Annotated in this window: 15 protein-coding genes, 1 tRNA gene and 1 pseudogene; 10 read left to right on the forward strand and 7 right to left on the reverse strand. The window is 71.6% G+C overall.

Annotated features, from left to right (window positions below; all coding sequences use genetic code 11):
* Both MTQ10_RS16935 and phoU read right to left on the reverse strand, forming a co-directional pair.
* Nucleotides 1-81: pseudogene (locus MTQ10_RS16935) on the reverse strand (IS5/IS1182 family transposase); the annotation flags it as partial.
* A gap of 97 nt (nt 82-178) precedes the next feature.
* Nucleotides 179-868: a phosphate signaling complex protein PhoU gene (phoU, locus tag MTQ10_RS16940; protein ID WP_247468853.1), complete on the reverse strand. Its 690-nt coding sequence runs from the start codon at nt 866-868 to the stop codon at nt 179-181.
* A 223-nt stretch (nt 869-1,091) separates the two neighbouring features.
* Here phoU and MTQ10_RS16945 point away from each other — a divergent pair, with 223 nt between their 5' ends.
* Together MTQ10_RS16945 and MTQ10_RS16950 are read left to right on the forward strand one after the other, a co-directional pair.
* Entirely contained in the window at nt 1,092-2,489 is a 1,398-nt protein-coding gene (locus MTQ10_RS16945; RefSeq protein ID WP_247468855.1) for a sensor histidine kinase, read from the forward strand.
* Nucleotides 2,486-3,166 (forward strand): response regulator, encoded by a 681-nt coding sequence (locus tag MTQ10_RS16950; protein ID WP_247468857.1) that lies wholly within the window; start codon nt 2,486-2,488, stop codon nt 3,164-3,166. Before MTQ10_RS16945 ends, MTQ10_RS16950 begins: the two co-directional genes overlap by 4 nt.
* A gap of 131 nt (nt 3,167-3,297) precedes the next feature.
* On the opposite strand, the gene MTQ10_RS16955 is transcribed toward MTQ10_RS16950, so the two are convergent.
* A complete protein-coding gene (locus tag MTQ10_RS16955; RefSeq protein ID WP_247468859.1) occupies nt 3,298-3,948 on the reverse strand; it encodes a DUF461 domain-containing protein in 651 nt (216 codons plus the stop codon).
* Nucleotides 3,949-4,716: 768 nt separating this feature from the next.
* Between MTQ10_RS16955 and MTQ10_RS16960 the strand changes: the two genes are divergently transcribed.
* The 6 genes from MTQ10_RS16960 (at nt 4,717) to MTQ10_RS16985 (ending at nt 11,399) form a co-directional block, all read left to right on the forward strand.
* Nucleotides 4,717-5,199 carry a CarD family transcriptional regulator gene (locus MTQ10_RS16960; protein ID WP_003953493.1) on the forward strand — a complete coding sequence of 161 codons (483 nt, stop codon included), beginning with the start codon at nt 4,717-4,719 and terminating at the stop codon, nt 5,197-5,199.
* Between the two features lie 350 nt (nt 5,200-5,549).
* A complete protein-coding gene (ispD, locus tag MTQ10_RS16965) occupies nt 5,550-6,305 on the forward strand; it encodes a 2-C-methyl-D-erythritol 4-phosphate cytidylyltransferase (RefSeq protein ID WP_247468861.1) in 756 nt (251 codons plus the stop codon).
* The gene (ispF, locus tag MTQ10_RS16970) at nt 6,295-6,792 is read left to right on the forward strand and encodes a 2-C-methyl-D-erythritol 2,4-cyclodiphosphate synthase (protein ID WP_247468864.1); all 498 of its coding nucleotides are present in this window, start codon (nt 6,295-6,297) and stop codon (nt 6,790-6,792) included. Before ispD ends, ispF begins: the two co-directional genes overlap by 11 nt.
* A 268-nt stretch (nt 6,793-7,060) precedes the next feature.
* A complete protein-coding gene (gene cysS / locus MTQ10_RS16975; RefSeq protein ID WP_247468866.1) occupies nt 7,061-8,458 on the forward strand; it encodes a cysteine--tRNA ligase in 1,398 nt (465 codons plus the stop codon).
* Between the two features lie 131 nt (nt 8,459-8,589).
* Nucleotides 8,590-9,525, forward strand: coding sequence for a 23S rRNA (guanosine(2251)-2'-O)-methyltransferase RlmB (rlmB, locus tag MTQ10_RS16980; RefSeq protein ID WP_247468868.1), 936 nt, complete (start codon nt 8,590-8,592; stop codon nt 9,523-9,525).
* Nucleotides 9,526-9,653: 128 nt separating this feature from the next.
* Complete coding sequence (locus MTQ10_RS16985; protein ID WP_247468871.1) at nt 9,654-11,399, forward strand: DoxX family membrane protein; 1,746 nt, start codon at nt 9,654-9,656, stop codon at nt 11,397-11,399.
* Between the two features lie 277 nt (nt 11,400-11,676).
* Here MTQ10_RS16985 and MTQ10_RS16990 read toward each other — a convergent pair whose 3' ends face one another.
* The 3 genes from MTQ10_RS16990 to MTQ10_RS17000 form a co-directional block, all read right to left on the reverse strand.
* The gene (locus MTQ10_RS16990; protein ID WP_247468873.1) at nt 11,677-12,408 is read right to left on the reverse strand and encodes a nucleotidyltransferase family protein; all 732 of its coding nucleotides are present in this window, start codon (nt 12,406-12,408) and stop codon (nt 11,677-11,679) included.
* A 392-nt stretch (nt 12,409-12,800) separates the two neighbouring features.
* Complete coding sequence (locus tag MTQ10_RS16995; protein WP_247468875.1) at nt 12,801-13,259, reverse strand: hypothetical protein; 459 nt, start codon at nt 13,257-13,259, stop codon at nt 12,801-12,803.
* A gap of 222 nt (nt 13,260-13,481) precedes the next feature.
* The gene (locus tag MTQ10_RS17000; protein ID WP_247468878.1) at nt 13,482-14,570 is read right to left on the reverse strand and encodes an ABC transporter ATP-binding protein; all 1,089 of its coding nucleotides are present in this window, start codon (nt 14,568-14,570) and stop codon (nt 13,482-13,484) included.
* Nucleotides 14,571-14,786: 216 nt separating this feature from the next.
* Here MTQ10_RS17000 and MTQ10_RS17005 point away from each other — a divergent pair.
* Nucleotides 14,787-14,860: transfer RNA gene (locus MTQ10_RS17005), tRNA-Thr, on the forward strand.
* Nucleotides 14,861-14,920: 60 nt separating this feature from the next.
* Here the strand turns inward: MTQ10_RS17005 and MTQ10_RS17010 are convergent.
* Nucleotides 14,921-15,838: an aminoglycoside phosphotransferase family protein gene (locus MTQ10_RS17010; RefSeq protein ID WP_247468880.1), complete on the reverse strand. Its 918-nt coding sequence runs from the start codon at nt 15,836-15,838 to the stop codon at nt 14,921-14,923.
* Between MTQ10_RS17010 and MTQ10_RS17015 the strand changes: the two genes are divergently transcribed.
* A partial coding sequence (locus MTQ10_RS17015) for a rhomboid-like protein (RefSeq protein WP_247468882.1) occupies nt 15,837-16,287 on the forward strand: 451 nt, incomplete at its 3' end. The two genes, MTQ10_RS17010 and MTQ10_RS17015, sit on opposite strands and share 2 nt — an antisense overlap.

Consider the following 16,287-nt stretch of genomic DNA (forward strand, 5'->3'; position numbering starts at 1 on the left):
GCCCTGCGGCCGTGATGGAGCAGGTGGGACCACCCGCTGGAACAGCTCCCACAACTCGTCCGGCACCATGCGCTCGACCATCACCACACGGTGCAGACTACCCAGCATTCCAAATGAGACGACCTCTCAGTACCCCGGCAGGCCGACAGGTCGGTTCAGGCGCCCCGCGCGGGCCACTTCAGGCGCCCGCCGCGCCCGTCGGCGGCGGTACGTCCTGCTGGAGTTCGTCCGCGTGCTCGCCCGTCACCAGGTACACCACCCGCTTCGCCACCGCGACCGCGTGGTCCGCGTACCGCTCGTAGTAGCGGCCCAGCAACGTCACATCGACCGCCGTCTCGATGCCGTGCTTCCAGCGCTCGTCGATCAGATGCTGGAAGAGGGTGCGGTGCAGCAGGTCCATCGCGTCGTCGTCCTGCTCCAGTTGCAGCGCCAGGTCCACGTCCTTGGTGATGATCACCTCCGCGGCCTTCGCCATCAGCCGCTGCGCGAGCTGCCCCATCTCCAGGATCGTCGCGTGCAGGTCCTGCGGGACCGCCCGCTGCGGGAACCGCAGCCGCGCCAGCTTCGCCACATGCTGGGCGAGGTCGCCGGACCGCTCCAGGTCGGCGCTCATCCGCAGCGACGTCACCACGATCCGCAGATCCGTCGCCACCGGCTGCTGCCGCGCCAGCAGCGCTATCGCCCGCGCCTCCAGATCGTGTTGCAGTTCGTCGACCTTCTGGTCGGCCTCGATCACGCTCTCGGCCAGCTTCAGGTCGGCGTCGAGGATCGCCGTCGTGGCGCGTCCGATGGCCGAGCCGACCAGCCGGGCCATCTCCACCAGACCGTCGCCGATCGAATCCAGTTCCTCGTGGTACGCGTCCCGCATCAGGGTCTCTCTCTCAGGTGTGCGCCGGGGCCGGGCTCGGTCTTCCTCGGGTTCCGCAAGGGGGTCTCGGAAGCCCACGCTCCCACGTTCGGGCCCGTACGCGTCGGATTCCGTCACCCGGAATGAACCGTCCCTGTCCTGGAGGTGAACTCTGGGCGACGAGTGTTCGAGGTCGCACCCCGACGGCTGTGGGCTGCCCGTATCCCGTGCCTAACCTGGAGCCATGGACGTGAACGCGGCGGTCGCCGCAGCGGCAGCGATCGCCGGAGTGCTCACCGGTGTGATCGCCATGCTCGCGTTCCGCTGGAGCGAGCGGGAGCTGAAGCGCCCGACCCGCACCTCCCTGCACACCGACCCCGTGCTCCCGCCCGGCGTCGACACCGTCCTGTCCGTGCTCCGCTCCTCCGCCGTCGTCCTCGACGAAGCCGACGCCGTCGTCAAGGCCAGCTCGGCGGCGTACGCCCTCGGCCTGGTCCGCGGCGGCAAGCTGGCCGTCGAGCCCATGCTTCAGATGGCCCGCGACACGCGGCGCGACGGTGAGATACGCCAGGTCGAACTGGACCTGCCCCGCCGCGGCACCGGCCGCGGGGAGGCCCTCGCGGTGTCCGCCCGCGTCGCCCCGCTCGGCTCCCGGCTGGTCCTGCTCCTCGTCGAGGACCTCACCGAGGCCCGCCGTATAGAGGCCGTACGGCGCGACTTCGTCGCGAACGTCAGCCATGAGCTGAAGACCCCGGTCGGCGCGCTCTCCCTGCTGTCCGAGGCCGTCATGGACGCCTCCGACGACCCGGAGGCCGTGCAGCGCTTCGCCGGCCGTATGCAGATCGAGGCGACCCGGCTGACCAACCTCGTGCAGGAGCTGATCGACCTCTCCCGGGTGCAGAACGACGACCCGCTGGAGGACGCCGAACCCGTCGGTGTCGACGAACTCGTCGACGAGGCCATGGACCGCTGCCGCCACCAGGCCGGCACCAAGAACATCACCATGAACGCGGGCGGCACCGGCGGACTGCGCGTCTGGGGCAACCGCGGCCAGCTCGCCGCCGCCCTCGGCAACCTCGTCGAGAACGCCGTCAACTACTCCCCGGCCCGCACCCGCGTCGGCATCGCCGTCCGCCGGGTGCCGGCGCCCGGCGGCGACATGATCGAGATCTCGGTCACCGACCAGGGCATCGGCATCTCCGACCGGGACAAGGAGCGCATCTTCGAACGCTTCTACCGGGTCGACCCGGCCCGCTCCCGTGCCACCGGCGGAACCGGCCTCGGCCTGGCCATCGTCAAGCATGTCGTCGCCTCGCACGGCGGCGAAGTCACCGTGTGGAGCGCCGAGGGGCAGGGCTCCACGTTCACGCTCCGCCTGCCGGAGGCCGCCGCCGGCCGGGAACGCGGCAGCCGGGACGGGGCGCGGCAGCACCCCGGGAACGAGGACGGCACCGCGAGCAGGTCCAAGGACAGCGACCGGGACGGCCGCCACGGCTCCGACGCGTCCCTCGACCGGTCCGACGGGGGCGCTCCTTCGTCAGGTGCCGGCGGCACCTCGGCCCCTTCTTCTTCCTCTTCTTCTGTGTCACCCACCGATCCGACCGCGTACGAAACGCTTTCCGCCCCGGAGGTCCTTCCGTGACCCGAGTGCTCGTCGTCGAGGACGAGGAGTCCTTCTCCGACGCCCTGTCGTACATGCTCCGCAAGGAGGGGTTCGAGGTCGCGGTCGCGGCCACCGGGCCCGACGGCCTCGACGAGTTCGAGCGCAACGGCGCCGACCTCGTTCTCCTCGACCTGATGTTGCCGGGGCTGCCCGGCACGGAGGTGTGCCGGCAGTTGCGTGGCCGCTCCAACGTCCCCGTGATCATGGTGACCGCCAAGGACAGCGAGATCGACAAGGTCGTCGGCCTGGAGATAGGCGCCGACGACTACGTCACCAAGCCGTTCTCCTCACGTGAGCTGGTCGCCCGTATCCGTGCCGTCCTGCGCCGGCGCGGCGAGCCGGAGGAGGCGGCACCCGCGGCACTGGAGGCCGGCCCGGTCAGGATGGACGTCGACCGGCACGTGGTCACAGTCGGCGGCTCCAAGGTCGATCTGCCGCTGAAGGAGTTCGACCTGCTGGAGATGCTGCTGCGCAACGCGGGCCGGGTGCTGACCCGGATGCAGCTCATCGACCGGGTGTGGGGCGCGGACTACGTCGGCGACACCAAGACCCTCGACGTGCACGTCAAGCGCCTGCGCGCCAAGATCGAACCGGACCCGGGCGCCCCTCGCTACCTGGTGACCGTCCGCGGCCTCGGCTACAAGTTCGAGCCCTGATACGACCGACTCCGGCCGGTGCGACTTCGATGCCGTACAGCATCGAGGCCCGGTACGGCGTCGAGCCCCGGTACGGCAGAAGGGCGGGCCCTCTCCCGGAGGTCCCGCCCTTCCGGCGTACGTACGGCGTGTCAGTGACCGGCCTCGGCGGAGGCCGAGGCGGACGCGGAGGCCGACTCCTCGCCGGCCGGGGTGCCGGAGGCGGACGGCGAGCCCGAGGCGGACCCGGTCGGGCCGGCGGAGGGCGCCGCGGCGGGGGCGGATGGCACCTCGGTCGGGCCCCAGCCGGAGAAGTAGCTCTTCGCGGGGACGACGAAGGCGCTCAGCGTCACGTCACCGGTCTTGCTGAAGGTGAAGGTGACCTTCTGCACGTCGCCGTTCCTGACGGCCTCACGGCTGCTGGGCAGGGTCGCCGCCGCGTTGCCCTTGCCGCCGAGGATGACGGAGCCGCCCGCCGGGACCTTCAGCGGGCCGTCGCCCTTGGCGGGCTTGATCATGACGGTGCCCTCGACGTCGGCCACCTTGATCGCGTCCAGGGTCTGATCGGTGTCGCCGCTGTTGAACAGGGTGGCGGAGATCGCGGCCGGGCCCGTGGCGTCGTTGCTCGGCTGGGTGATGACCAGGGCGTTCTGGACCTTGATGTCGCCGACGCTCGTGGCCGCGTTGTCCGGCTTGATCTCGAGCGTCTGCGCGTTGTTACCGGCGCCGCAGGCGGCCAGCGAGGCGATGGAGACGGCGATGACGGAGGCGGCGAGGGCGCCGCGTCGAAGGCTGCTGCTCACGGCGGCGGCAACTCCTTGAACGCAGGGACAGAGCGGCGCGTGTCACAAAGCCGCCCTAAGGGTCTGTCAGCGGCCTTAGGTTACCGAGCCGTCTCCCGGCCGCCGCACCCGACCCTCCCCCAGGGCCACGCTTCCCTCGTGCAGGCGCGCCCGGGTTGCGCGATCGCCCTTCGTGGAGGAAGAAGTCCGTGTGGCGCGATCGCATCCGGTGCGTGGCGCGATCGGATCGCCGCGTGGCGTGATCACCTCCGCCGCAGCTGACCTATCGGTCACTTTGATCTCTCTCCGGTCCGGCATTCACATAAGTCGCAGTGGTCCCACCTGCATCGTCCGAGCGAATTCCCGGGGAAGGAACCCGTGCGGGAATGCGCACCTCTCCGGCGTGCCTGTCCGGAATTGATCAACGCGGGTAGCGCCCGCCCCTTGTGCGGCACCCGTGATCAATTCCGGATTCGGCGCGTATCTCTCTCCGGTCCGTCTCCGATCCCCCTCCGAGGCATCGAACGGAGTAACGCAAGTCGCACATCCAGAACCAGACATTTCCGGACGTTCCGCCGTTCGAGCGGGCCGTCGGATGCGTGTAACGTACGCGTTTCACCTCGGCCGGGAAGCCCCTCCGACCTGCGAATACCCGCTTCCGCTCAGCCCGCGAAGCACGTTCCTGTTGCTGTTGTCAAGCCCCGAGATATGCCCTGACCTGCGAAAACGCCATTCAGAACCGCCGGTTTCCGTGTTACCCTGGATAGCCACGGAAGGGGTACCTGTCACATGACGTTCAAGGTTGGCGACACCGTGGTCTATCCCCATCACGGGGCCGCGCTGATCGAGGCCATCGAAACTCGCCAGATCAAAGGCGTGGACAAGACCTACTTGGTGCTGAAGGTCGCCCAGGGCGACCTGACGGTGCGTGTGCCAGCGGACAATGCGGAGTTCGTCGGCGTGCGTGATGTGGTCGGTCAGGACGGGCTGGACCGGGTCTTCGAGGTGCTGCGCGCGCCGTACGCCGAGGAGCCCACGAACTGGTCGCGTCGCTACAAGGCAAACCTGGAGAAGCTCGCCTCCGGCGATGTCATCAAGGTCGCGGAAGTCGTGCGCGACCTGTGGCGTCGCGAGCGCGAGCGCGGACTCTCCGCAGGTGAGAAGCGCATGCTCGCCAAGGCGCGGCAGATCCTGGTGAGCGAGCTGGCCCTCGCGGAGAACACGAACGAGGACAAGGCCGAGGCCCTGCTCGACGAGGTCCTCGCGTCCTGACGCCGGCGCGAGCCGCCGCTCAGTACCTGCCATGACCCAGCCGTACACACCGTACGGAACGCGCGGGGCGCATCCGACGTACCCACGCTGACATGGCGATGCCGCGGTGCCCGATGACGTGATCACCATCCGTCGCCGGGCGCTGCGGCATGTTCGTACGCAGTCATGAATTCCTGCGCAGAGACGACGCGTCTGTGCGTAACAGCGGGGAGATTCCCCCCGATCCTGTGTGCCGGAACCGGAGAATCGGTTCGACCATGGTCACGGAAGGGTCCGGTCAAACGTGTCCCGTCCGGCGCACGCTGAGGCCATACCCAAGCCAGCCCAGCACACAAACCTGACAGGAACCGATGTCTGACGTTTCGCCTCCCACGCCCGCCGAGGCCGCCCGCACGGCCGTCGTGATCCCGGCCGCCGGCCGCGGCGTACGGCTCGGGCCCGGCGCCCCCAAGGCACTGCGCACCCTCAACGGCGTCCCCATGCTCATCCACGCCGTCCGCGCCATGGCCGCCTCGCGCGCCGTCGGCCTCGTCGTCGTCGTGGCCCCGCCCGACGGCACCGCCGAGGTCAAGTCCCTGCTGGACACGCATGCCCTGCCCGACCGCACCGACTTCGTCGTCGTGTCCGGCGGCGAGACCCGGCAGGAGTCCGTGCGCGCCGGCCTCGACGCCCTGCCGCCCGAGTACGGCATCGTCCTCGTCCACGACGCCGCCCGGCCCCTCGTCCCCGTCGACACCGTCGACGCGGTCATCGAAGCCGTACGGGAGGGCGCCGTCGCCGTCGTGCCCGCGCTGCCGCTCGCCGACACCGTCAAGGAGGTCGAACCGGCCGCCGCTCCCGGCGACCCCGAGCCGGTGCTCGCCACCCCCGAGCGGGCCCGGCTGCGTGCCGTGCAGACCCCGCAGGGCTTCGACCGCGCCACCCTCGTCCGCGCCCACGAGACCGTCACCGGCGCCGTCACCGACGACGCAGGCATGGTCGAACGGCTCGGCGAACCCGTCGTCGCCGTGCCCGGGCACGAGGAGGCGTTCAAGGTCACCCGCCCGCTCGACCTGGTCCTCGCCGAGGCGGTCCTGGCCCGCAGGAGGCTCAACGATGGCTTCTGACCCGCAGCCCCTCCTGCCCCGCGTCGGCATCGGCACCGACATCCACGCCTTCGAGGACGGCCGCGAGCTGTGGTGCGCCGGCCTGAAATGGGAGGGCGAGGGCCCCGGCCTCGCCGGTCACTCCGACGCCGACGTCGTCGCCCACGCCGCCTGCAACGCGCTGTTCTCCGCCGCCGGGCTCGGCGACCTCGGACAGCACTTCGGCACCGGCCGCCCCGAATGGTCCGGCGCCTCCGGCGTCACCCTGCTCACGGAGGCCGCCCGGATCGTCCGCGACGCCGGCTTCCGCATCGGCAACATCGCCGTACAGGTCGTCGGACCCCGGCCGAAGATCGGCAAGCGGCGCGACGAAGCGCAGAAGATCCTCTCCGAGGCCGCCGGCGCCCCCGTGTCGGTGTCCGGCGCCACCACCGACGGCCTGGGCTTCCCCGGGCGCGACGAAGGCCTGATGGCGGTGGCGACGGCCCTGGTCGTCCAGGTCGCCTGACGGGGCGTCCCGCGGGGCCGGGCCGCCGTATCGCCGTATCCGCCGAATTCCCGCCGCTGTCTCCCGGGCACGCGCGCGTGCGGGCACCTTCCGCCACGCCTCACCCGCACGCGCGCGTACGCCCCGTCGCAGGAACGTTCCTAGGACGAACCCTGCTGACTCACCCGCACGCGCGCGTGCGGGTGACCGCGACGCCGGACACGGCAGGACACCGCCCGTCCGGGAGACGGCTCACACGCACACCCCCGCGCCCACTACCCTAGGTGTCGTGACTATTCGCCTGTACGACACCAGCGCCCGGCAGATCCGTGACTTCACCCCGCTCAAGCCGGGTTGTGTCTCGATCTACCTGTGTGGCGCCACCGTGCAGGCCGCACCCCACATCGGGCACATCCGATCGGGCCTGAACTTCGACATCATGCGCCGCTGGTTCGCCTACCGCGGCTACGACGTCACGTTCATCCGCAACGTCACCGACATCGACGACAAGATCATCAAGAAGGCGGCCGAACAGAACCGCCCCTGGTGGTCCATCGGCTACGAGAACGAACGCGCCTTCAACGACGCGTACACCGCGCTCGGCTGCCTCCCCCCGACCTACGAGCCGCGCGCCACCGGGCACGTGACCGAGATGGTCGAGATGATGCGCGGCCTCATCGAACGCGGCCACGCCTACGAGGCCGACGGCAACGTCTACTTCGACGTGCGCTCCCTGCCCGGCTACCTCTCCCTGTCCAACCAGGAGCTGGAGAACCTCCTCCAGCCGTCCGAGGACGGCGAGACCGGCAAGCGCGACCTTCGCGACTTCGCCATGTGGAAGGCGGCCAAGCCGGGCGAGCCCAGCTGGGAGACCCCGTGGGGTCGCGGCCGGCCCGGCTGGCACCTGGAGTGCTCCGCCATGGCGCACAAGTACCTCGGCGCCGAGTTCGACATCCACGGCGGCGGCATCGACCTGATCTTCCCGCACCACGAGAACGAGATCGCCCAGGCCAAGGGCTTCGGCGACGCGTTCGCCCGCTACTGGGTGCACAACGCCTGGGTCACCATGAGCGGCGAGAAGATGTCCAAGTCGCTCGGCAACAGCGTGCTCGTCTCCGAGATGGTCAAGCAGTGGCGGCCCATCGTGCTCCGCTACTACCTGGGCACCCCGCACTACCGCTCCACCATCGAGTACAGCGAGGACGCCCTCCGCGAGGCCGAGTCCGCGTTCGCCCGCATCGAAGGCTTCGTCCAGCGCGTCGTCGAGAAGGCCGGCCCCGTCGACCCCGCCGAGCAGGTGCCGCCCGCCTTCGCCGAGGCCATGGACGACGACCTCGGCGTCCCCCAGGCGCTCGCCGTCGTCCACACCACCGTCCGGCAGGGCAACAGCGCCCTCGCCGCCGACGACAAGGAAGCCGCCGTCGCCCGCCTCGCCGAGGTGCGCGCCATGCTCGGCGTCCTCGGCCTGGACCCGCTCGACGACCACTGGGCCGGCGAGAGCGACCGCGGCGACGATCTGCACGGCGTCGTCGACAGCCTCGTACGGCTCGTCCTCGACCAGCGTGAGTCCGCCCGCGCCCGCAAGGACTGGGCCACCGCCGACGCCATCCGCGACCAGCTCGGCCAGGCCGGCCTCGTCATCGAGGACAGCCCGCAGGGCCCCCGCTGGACCCTCGGACCCCGCTGACCCAAGATCGAGTGTGCCGCCCGGGCCTCCGGACGGCACACTGCAAAGACGTAACGACCGAGAAGAACGACCGAGAGGCGTGCGACGACGTCACGCACGCCCCGCACACGACAGACAGGTACAGGTAGGTCATGGCCGCGAACAACCGCCGCATGTCCGGCAAGAAGGGCGCGCAGGTCGGCAGTGGCGGCAAGCGGCGCCGGAGCCTGGAGGGCAAGGGCCCGACCCCGCCCGCCGAGATGCGCAAGGGCCACGCCAAGCAGCGCGCCGCACAGGCCAAGGCCCGCCGCGCGCAGGGCCGCCCGCGCCGCGGCGCCGGCAAGTCCACCTCCGAACTCGTCGTCGGCCGCAACCCCGTCGTCGAGGCGCTGCGCGAGGGCGTGCCCGCCACCACCCTCTACGTCCAGCAGTTCATCGACAACGACGAACGCGTCCGCGAGGCCCTCCAGCTCGTCGCCGACCGCGGCGGCATCAACCTGCTGGAAGCCCCGCGCCCCGAGCTGGACCGCATGACCAACGGCCTCAACCACCAGGGCCTCGTCCTCCAGGTCCCGCCGTACGAGTACGCGCACCCCGACGACCTCCTCGACGCCGCAGCCGACGAGGGCGCCGACCCGCTCGTCGTCGCCCTCGACGGAGTCACCGACCCGCGCAACCTCGGCGCCGTCGTCCGCTCCGTCTCCGCGTTCGGCGGCCATGGCGTCGTCGTACCCGAGCGGCGCGCCGCCGGAATGACCGCCGGCGCCTGGAAGACCTCCGCCGGCACCGCCGCCCGCACCCCCGTCGCCCGCGCCACCAACCTGACCCGCGCCCTCGAGGCGTACAAGAAGGCCGGTGTCGTGGTCGTCGGGCTCGCCGCCGACGGCGAGGTCGAACTCGGCGAACTGGACGCCCTCGACGGGCCCGTCTGCATCGTCGTCGGCAGCGAGGGCAAGGGCCTGTCCCGGCTGGTCGGCGAGACCTGCGACGTGCGCGTGCGCATCCCCATGCCGGGCGGCGCCGAATCGCTCAACGCCGGTGTCGCCGCCGGTGTCGTGCTGTACGAGGCGGCGCGCCGCCGCTCCTGAGCGCCCCTGAACGCCCGTACGAGCACTTCACTCGTACGGGCGATTCCTGGCGGTGCGGGCAATGTTGACGGGGTCCGGACACATCCGGCGGGTCAAAGCAGTGTCCTAACCACACGTCACTCGGTTAGATGAGTGTGGACACCAGAACACCCCGCACACCCACGGGGGACCGCTCGTCGGGATTCGACGACGCTCCCGCGCTGAGCATGGTGAAGGTGCCGAGCGACCCGGCGCAGATCATCGTGAACCACGCGAGCTTCCGCGTGCAGCTGGGCGCGTCCGCAGGGCGCGCCCGATCCCCGCGGATCGCGCGGCACTTGAGCGCCACCGTCGACACCGCCCGGATGCCCGCCGCCGGCGCCGCGGCCGGCACACGGACCCCCGGGCGCCGCCGCCCCGTCGTGTGGAGCGGCAGGTCCGCCCCCGACGACACCGGCGCCCACCGCCTCCTCCAGGCCGTGCGGGCCGGCAGTGTCACCCACCCCGACACCGCCGACGCCGGCACCACCCAGGTCATCCCCCGCGTCGGCGGCACCGACCCCGGCTACGACGCCGCGTACGACGCCCTCGACGCCACCGTCGAGACCCCCGTCGTCGGCGCCCAGCGCACCCCCGGCGACGGCGCCCGCCTGCTGCCCGCCATGCGCACCGTCGGCAGCGCCTACGACGAACCCGACTACAGCGCCCCCGCCTACGGCGACTCGGGGTACGACGGCTACGGCGAACACGGCCGTACCGGCGAGGACTTCGACGACACCGACACCGTCGACGAACGCCCCGCCCGCGGCAGGCGCCACGGCGACGACCCCGCCCGGCACGCCTACTACCCGGGCCGCCGCATGAACCTCGGCGTCGTCCTGCTGCCGCTGCGCATCTTCCTCGGCTTCATCTCCATCTACGCCGGCATGGGCAAGCTCTGCGACCCCGTCTACTTCGACGGCGGCAAACGCGGCTCCATGGTGAAGTGGCTCAACACCCTCCACCCCTGGGAAGTCGCCGAGCCCCTGCGCCAGTTCGCCCTGCACCACCCCGTCGGCTCCGGCCTCGTCATCGCCTTCCTCCAGGTCGTCGTCGGCGTGCTGACCGTCCTCGGCTGCTGGCAGCGCGTCGCCGCCGTCGTCGGCGCGATGCTGTCCGCCGCGCTCATCGTCACCGTCAGCTGGAAGACCGTCCCCGTCTACGAGGCACCGGACATCATCTTCCTCGCCGCCTGGTCTCCGCTGATCATCGCCGGCGCCCCCGTCTACTCCGTCGACGGCCGCCTTGCCGCCGGCGCCTGGCGCCGCCTCGGCCCCCGCTCCGACATCTGGGACCTGCGCCGCTACGTCCTGCGCCGCGGCGCCCTCGTCACCGCCCTCGTCACCGGCGTCACCCTGCTGGTCGGTTCCCTCCTCGGCGGCGCCGTCCGCGACGCCGACCGGGTCGTCGTCCCCGGCCCCGGCGAGGCACCCCGCAACCAGCTGCCCGGCTCCCCGCTCCCGCAGGACCCCGAGCAGCAGCGCCGCAGCTCCTCCCCGACCGCACCGGCCTCACCCACCCGGGGCGCCACCTCGGCCGCGCCCACCGCGGGCACCACTGCCACGCCGGGCGCCTCCCGCGGCACCGGCACGGCCACCGCCGGCACCCCCAGCGAGACCCAGGGCACCGGCCAGGTCCCGCCCCGCCGGTCCACGCCCAGCGGCGGCGACACGCCCGGCGGCAGCGCGGGCCCGACCTCCGGCGGCACCGCCACCAGCGGCGCCGGCGGCCCCACCGGCGGCACGTCCTCCGGCGGCGGCACGGGCGACGGCTCCGGCGGCGGCACCTCGTCCTCCGGTGGCTCCACCGGCGGCTCCGACGGCCGGTCCGGCCTCGTGGGCGGCCTGTTGGGGTGACCCGGCCGGTGGGCGGCATCCTGGGCGAGCCCACCGGCTGACACACCTTCCGCCCACACGGCGAGGCCCCGCCCCGGACAGTTCCGGCTTGGGTTCCAGGGGTCGTCGCAACACCACTTGGTCTCAGGTGGTGAGCAGATCACGCAAGACGCTCGGCTGGGGTATCCCAGCCGAGCGTCTTGCGTGGGCGGCCGTTGCGTTCCTGGGCGACGTGTTCGAGGTCCACGGGACTGTGGACCACTCCGGGACGGGGCCTCGTCGCCGTACACCCGCGTTGTCAGCGGCTCAGGGCCGCCAGCTCCTTCGCGGCCTCCGTCAAGTCCTTCGCGGTGTCGATGGCCCGCCAGTACGCCCCCTGCGGGATCGGATATCCGAACAACCTCCGCTCCCGCGCCAGCTGCGGGAATGTCGTCCGCTCATGGTCGCCCCGCTCCGGCAGCAGGCCGGCGAACTCGGGCGAGAACACATACACACCCGCGTTGATCTCGAACGTCGACGGCGGCGCCTCGATGAAGTCCGTGATGTGACCGAACCCGTCGGTCTGCACCGCACCCCACGGGATACGCGGCCGGGCCAGCGCCAGCGTCGCTATGGCGTCCCGCTCGGTGTGGAAGTCCGCCATGTCCCGCAGCGAGAAACGCGTCCAGATGTCGCCGTTGGTGGCGTACCAGGGGCGGTCCGGGTACGGCAGCCGCGCCGCCGCGTACCGCAGCCCGCCGCCGCGGCCCAGCGGCTCGCTCTCGACGACCGTCGTCACCCGCACCGGCAGGTCGGCCGTCTCCAGCCACTTCTGGAGCACCTCGGCGAGATGGCCGCAGGAGACGACGACGTCGGTGACGCCCTCCTCGGCGAGCCACGCGAGCTGATGGCCGATGATCGGCGTCCCCGTCCCGGGGATCTCGACCATCGGCTTGGGCCGGTCGTCGGTGTAGGGACGCAGCCGGGAACCCTGGCCCCCGGCCAGGATCACGGCCTGCGTCGGGCGCTGGGCGGCGGTGGGGTCGGTCATGCCCGCACTGTACGCGGAGAGCCCCCTGACCCTTCCGGGCGGGGGCTGCTGTACGGCGGGAGCGTGCGGGGACGAGGCGGAGACGGGGGCGATGCGGTCGCGCGGACGCCACGGGGCGGCCACAGGAACGCGAAGGACGGCCCTGCGCGGCTGTACTCGTGGCCGGAAGCGGCTGTACGCGCGGCCGTCCGCGCCTTTACGACGCGAAGGGCGGCCGTGCACGACACCACACCGGCCACGCACGGGCAGCGGACGCACCGCGGCGCCGCCGACGGGCGCACGGGCCCACGAGACGGCCGTACGGCCACCACAGGACGCTCGCTCAAGGCGGCCCCGCCGGGAAACGCCCCCGAGCCGGGAGACGCCTCCGAAGGCCCCTCGGCCCCCGCCTCTCAGCCGCGTGCCGCGAGCACGCCCGACGCGAACGCCGTGTCGCACACCGGGCGGGCGAAGGACTGGGCGCGCGCGGGGCCGTACACCCGCACCGCGGCACGGCCCAGGGCCCGCGCGATGGACACGCAGTGCTTCGCCAGCGAGGGACGCTCGTCGACGGCCTGCTGAAGGTGCGTGAGCGCCACGCCCGGGTCCTTCGCCTTCAGCTCGGCCACCAGCTGGTCGCGCAGCACGTCCTGCGGGGCCCGCGGGGCGGCGTTCTTCGCGTCGCCCGCGGTGGTGACGTCGGTGGCGGCGAGCACCGAGTCCTGCGGGTCCCCCGACCAGTTGACCTGGGTCACCGCGAGGGTTCCGGAGAGCACCAGGACGACGGGCAGGACGAGGGCGAGGGAGCGGCCGATCCGGCGGGCTGGGCCCCGGTGGCCGCGTCGCGTCTGTGGGGTGGTGGAGTGCTTCACGCGAGTGAGGGTAGCGCCCGGTAATGATTTGGCGACATTTAGTCACCGGTTCGGGGGATGAGAAAGGCGCTTTTCCTGGGTACGGGGTTGACGCACACGGCTCGAAACGTCCGCGTTGCCGGGGTAAATCCGCCAGAGACGTTGGCGGGGTGATTCCGCCGGGGACGGGGAAGGGCCCCGCACCGGAGTGCGGGGCCCTGCCACGGAGCGGCCTGAACGGTGTCAGTCGGACAGACGGGCACCGGTCGAGGTGGAGAACACGTGGGTCTCGCCGGAGCGCGGCACGACGTGCAGCGTGCTGCCCTTCTCCGGCACCTCACGCCCGCCGACGCGGACGACGAGGTCCTTGGGGGCGCCGCCGACCTGCGCGGTGCCGTAGACGAAGGCGTCGGAGCCAAGCTCCTCGACGACGTTCACGGTGACCGCGACACCCTGGTCGGAGTCGGGGCCGGCGACGTCGAAGTGCTCGGGGCGCACACCGACGGTGACCGTCTTGTCGGTGGTGGCGGACAGGGCGTCGCGGGAGACCGGCACGACGCTGTTGCCGAACTTCACACCGCCGTCGGTGATCGGCACCTCGATGAGGTTCATCGCGGGGGAGCCGATGAAGCCGGCGACGAACAGGTTCGCGGGCTTGTCGTACATGTTGCGCGGGGTGTCGACCTGCTGGAGCAGACCGTCCTTGAGGACCGCCACACGGTCGCCCATCGTCAGGGCCTCGACCTGGTCGTGGGTGACGTACACAGTGGTGATGCCGAGACGGCGCTGCAACGACGCGATCTGCGTACGGGTGCTCACACGGAGCTTGGCGTCCAGGTTGGACAGCGGCTCGTCCATGAGGAACACCTGCGGCTCACGGACGATCGCGCGGCCCATGGCGACACGCTGGCGCTGACCACCGGAGAGCGCCTTCGGCTTGCGGTCCAGGTACTGCGTGAGGTCGAGGATCTTCGCGGCCTCCTCGACCTTCTGCCGGATCTCCGCCTTCGGCACGCCGGCGATCTTGAGGGCGAAGCCCATGTTGTCGGCGACCGTCATGTGCGGGTAGAGGGCGTAGTTCTGGAACACCATGGCGATGTCCCGGTCCTTCGGCGGCAGGTGGGTGACGTCGCGGTCACCGATGCGGATGGCGCCGCCGTTGACGTCCTCGAGGCCGGCGAGCATGCGCAGGGAGGTCGACTTGCCGCAACCGGAAGGACCGACCAGGACGAGGAACTCGCCGTCCGCGATCTCGATGTCCAGGGCGTCGACGGCGGGCTTGTCGGCACCCGGGTAGATCCGGGTCGCCTTGTCGAACGTGACAGTGGCCATGGTGAATGGGCCCCCTTCTACCGGCAGGAACGTGCCGGACGATCCGTTGTAGGAAGGTGGTTGGTGTAGTCCACACACGTGAACTGCCTCAGGACGCTACCTGGCGTCCACCGCATCTGTCAGCACCTGGACCCCTGTGAACTTCGCGGAAATTTTCGACGGACCGCTCCGGCGACCTGGGTACACTGCACAGGCGCGGGCCACCCGCCCGTGCGGGCCTCCTTAGCTCAGCTGGTTAGAGCGCCGCTCTTGTAAAGCGAAGGTCGTCGGTTCGAATCCGACAGGGGGCTCTGTGCGGAAGCCCAGGTCAGATGGTTGGCCTGGGCTTCGTCGTGTGTGCGGGGCGGGGGTCAGGGGCGTAGGCGGTGGCCTGTCTCCAGCCATTCCTCCTCCGGGCGTTCGCCGTTCTCGATCTTCCACAGGCAGATCTGCAGGAGGCGGGCCCCGGTCCAGGCGCGGGCTCGGGGGCGGTCCAGGGCGAGGACGTCCGTCATCGCGTCGAAGCGCCAGCGGACGTCGGCGGGGTCGAAGCGGTTGACGAGGGCCGGCCACAGTTCGAAGCCGGGGTCGCCGGCGAGGGGCTTGGGGTCGATGGCGAGCCATTCGGCGCGGTCGGCGCCCAGGACGTTCTCGTCGTGCAGGTCCCAGTGCAGGAGCCGGTCGCCGGGGGTGTCGGCGACTTCGCGGACGGCGGCGGCGCTGTCGGCGAGGAGGCGGCGCACGGCCGGGTCGGGGATGTCGGGCAGGGCGCGCCGGGCGCGGTCGAGGAGGGCCGGGGCGATGTCGGCGAGGGTGCGTTTCAGGCCGGGTGGGGCGGGGCGTGCGGTGAGGTGGGCGAGGAGCCGCGCGATGACGAGGACGACGTGGTGGTCGTCTGGGTGGCGGGCGAGGAGGCGGGCCGGGTCGAGGCGTTCCAGGAGGAGGGCGCCGGTGGCGGGGTCGTGGTCGAGGAGGCGTACGGCTCCGTCGCCGTTCCAGGCGCGCAGGGCGACGGGTTCGCCCTCGGTCTCGGTGTCGGTCTGCTGGAGCTTGAGGACGGCCCGGGTGCCGTCGGCGCGGGTGACGGGGAGGACGAGGGCGCAGCGGCCGTGCATGGCGGGGCCGTCGGGGTGCAGGTCCCAGCGGTGGAGGTGGTCGGCGGCGAGGCGGGGGAGCGCGTCGAGGAAGGCGCGGTCGGCCGGGTCGGCGGATCGGTTCAGCGACGCGGCGAAGGCCGTCGGGATGTCGATCACGGGCGTGACGTTACCGGCGTGCGTGAATCGGTTCATGCGGATCACGGGCGGGCTGCGGCGGGTGTGGAGGTATGTGCGGTCCGCGCCGGGGACGTATGTGTGGCTGGCGGTGCTGTTCGTGACGACGGTGGCGCTGCACCACATGTCGCCGGTGGCGGAGGAGCGGTTTCTGCGGGCGCGGTCGACGAATCTGCGGGAGTTGTCGAGTCATCCGGTGCGGGTGCTGATCGCGAGCGCGATGTGGATCGAGGGCGGGCACTGGGTGCCGTACGCGGTGTTGTACAGCGTGTTCCACGCGCGCGTGGAGCGGTGGCTGGGGACGGTGCGGTGGCTGGCGGTGTGCGTGCTGGCGCATGTGGTGGCGACGCTGGTCAGTGAGGGTGTGCTGTTGTGGGCGATCCGGGCGGGGGTGGCGCCGGTGTCGTCGGTGGACGCGGTGGACGTGGGGGTGAGTTATGCGCTGGCCGGGGTGATGGGGGTGCTGG

The sequence above is a fragment of the Streptomyces sp. XM83C genome (assembly GCF_023072675.1).
GTDB classification, from domain to species: domain Bacteria; phylum Actinomycetota; class Actinomycetes; order Streptomycetales; family Streptomycetaceae; genus Streptomyces; species Streptomyces thermocoprophilus.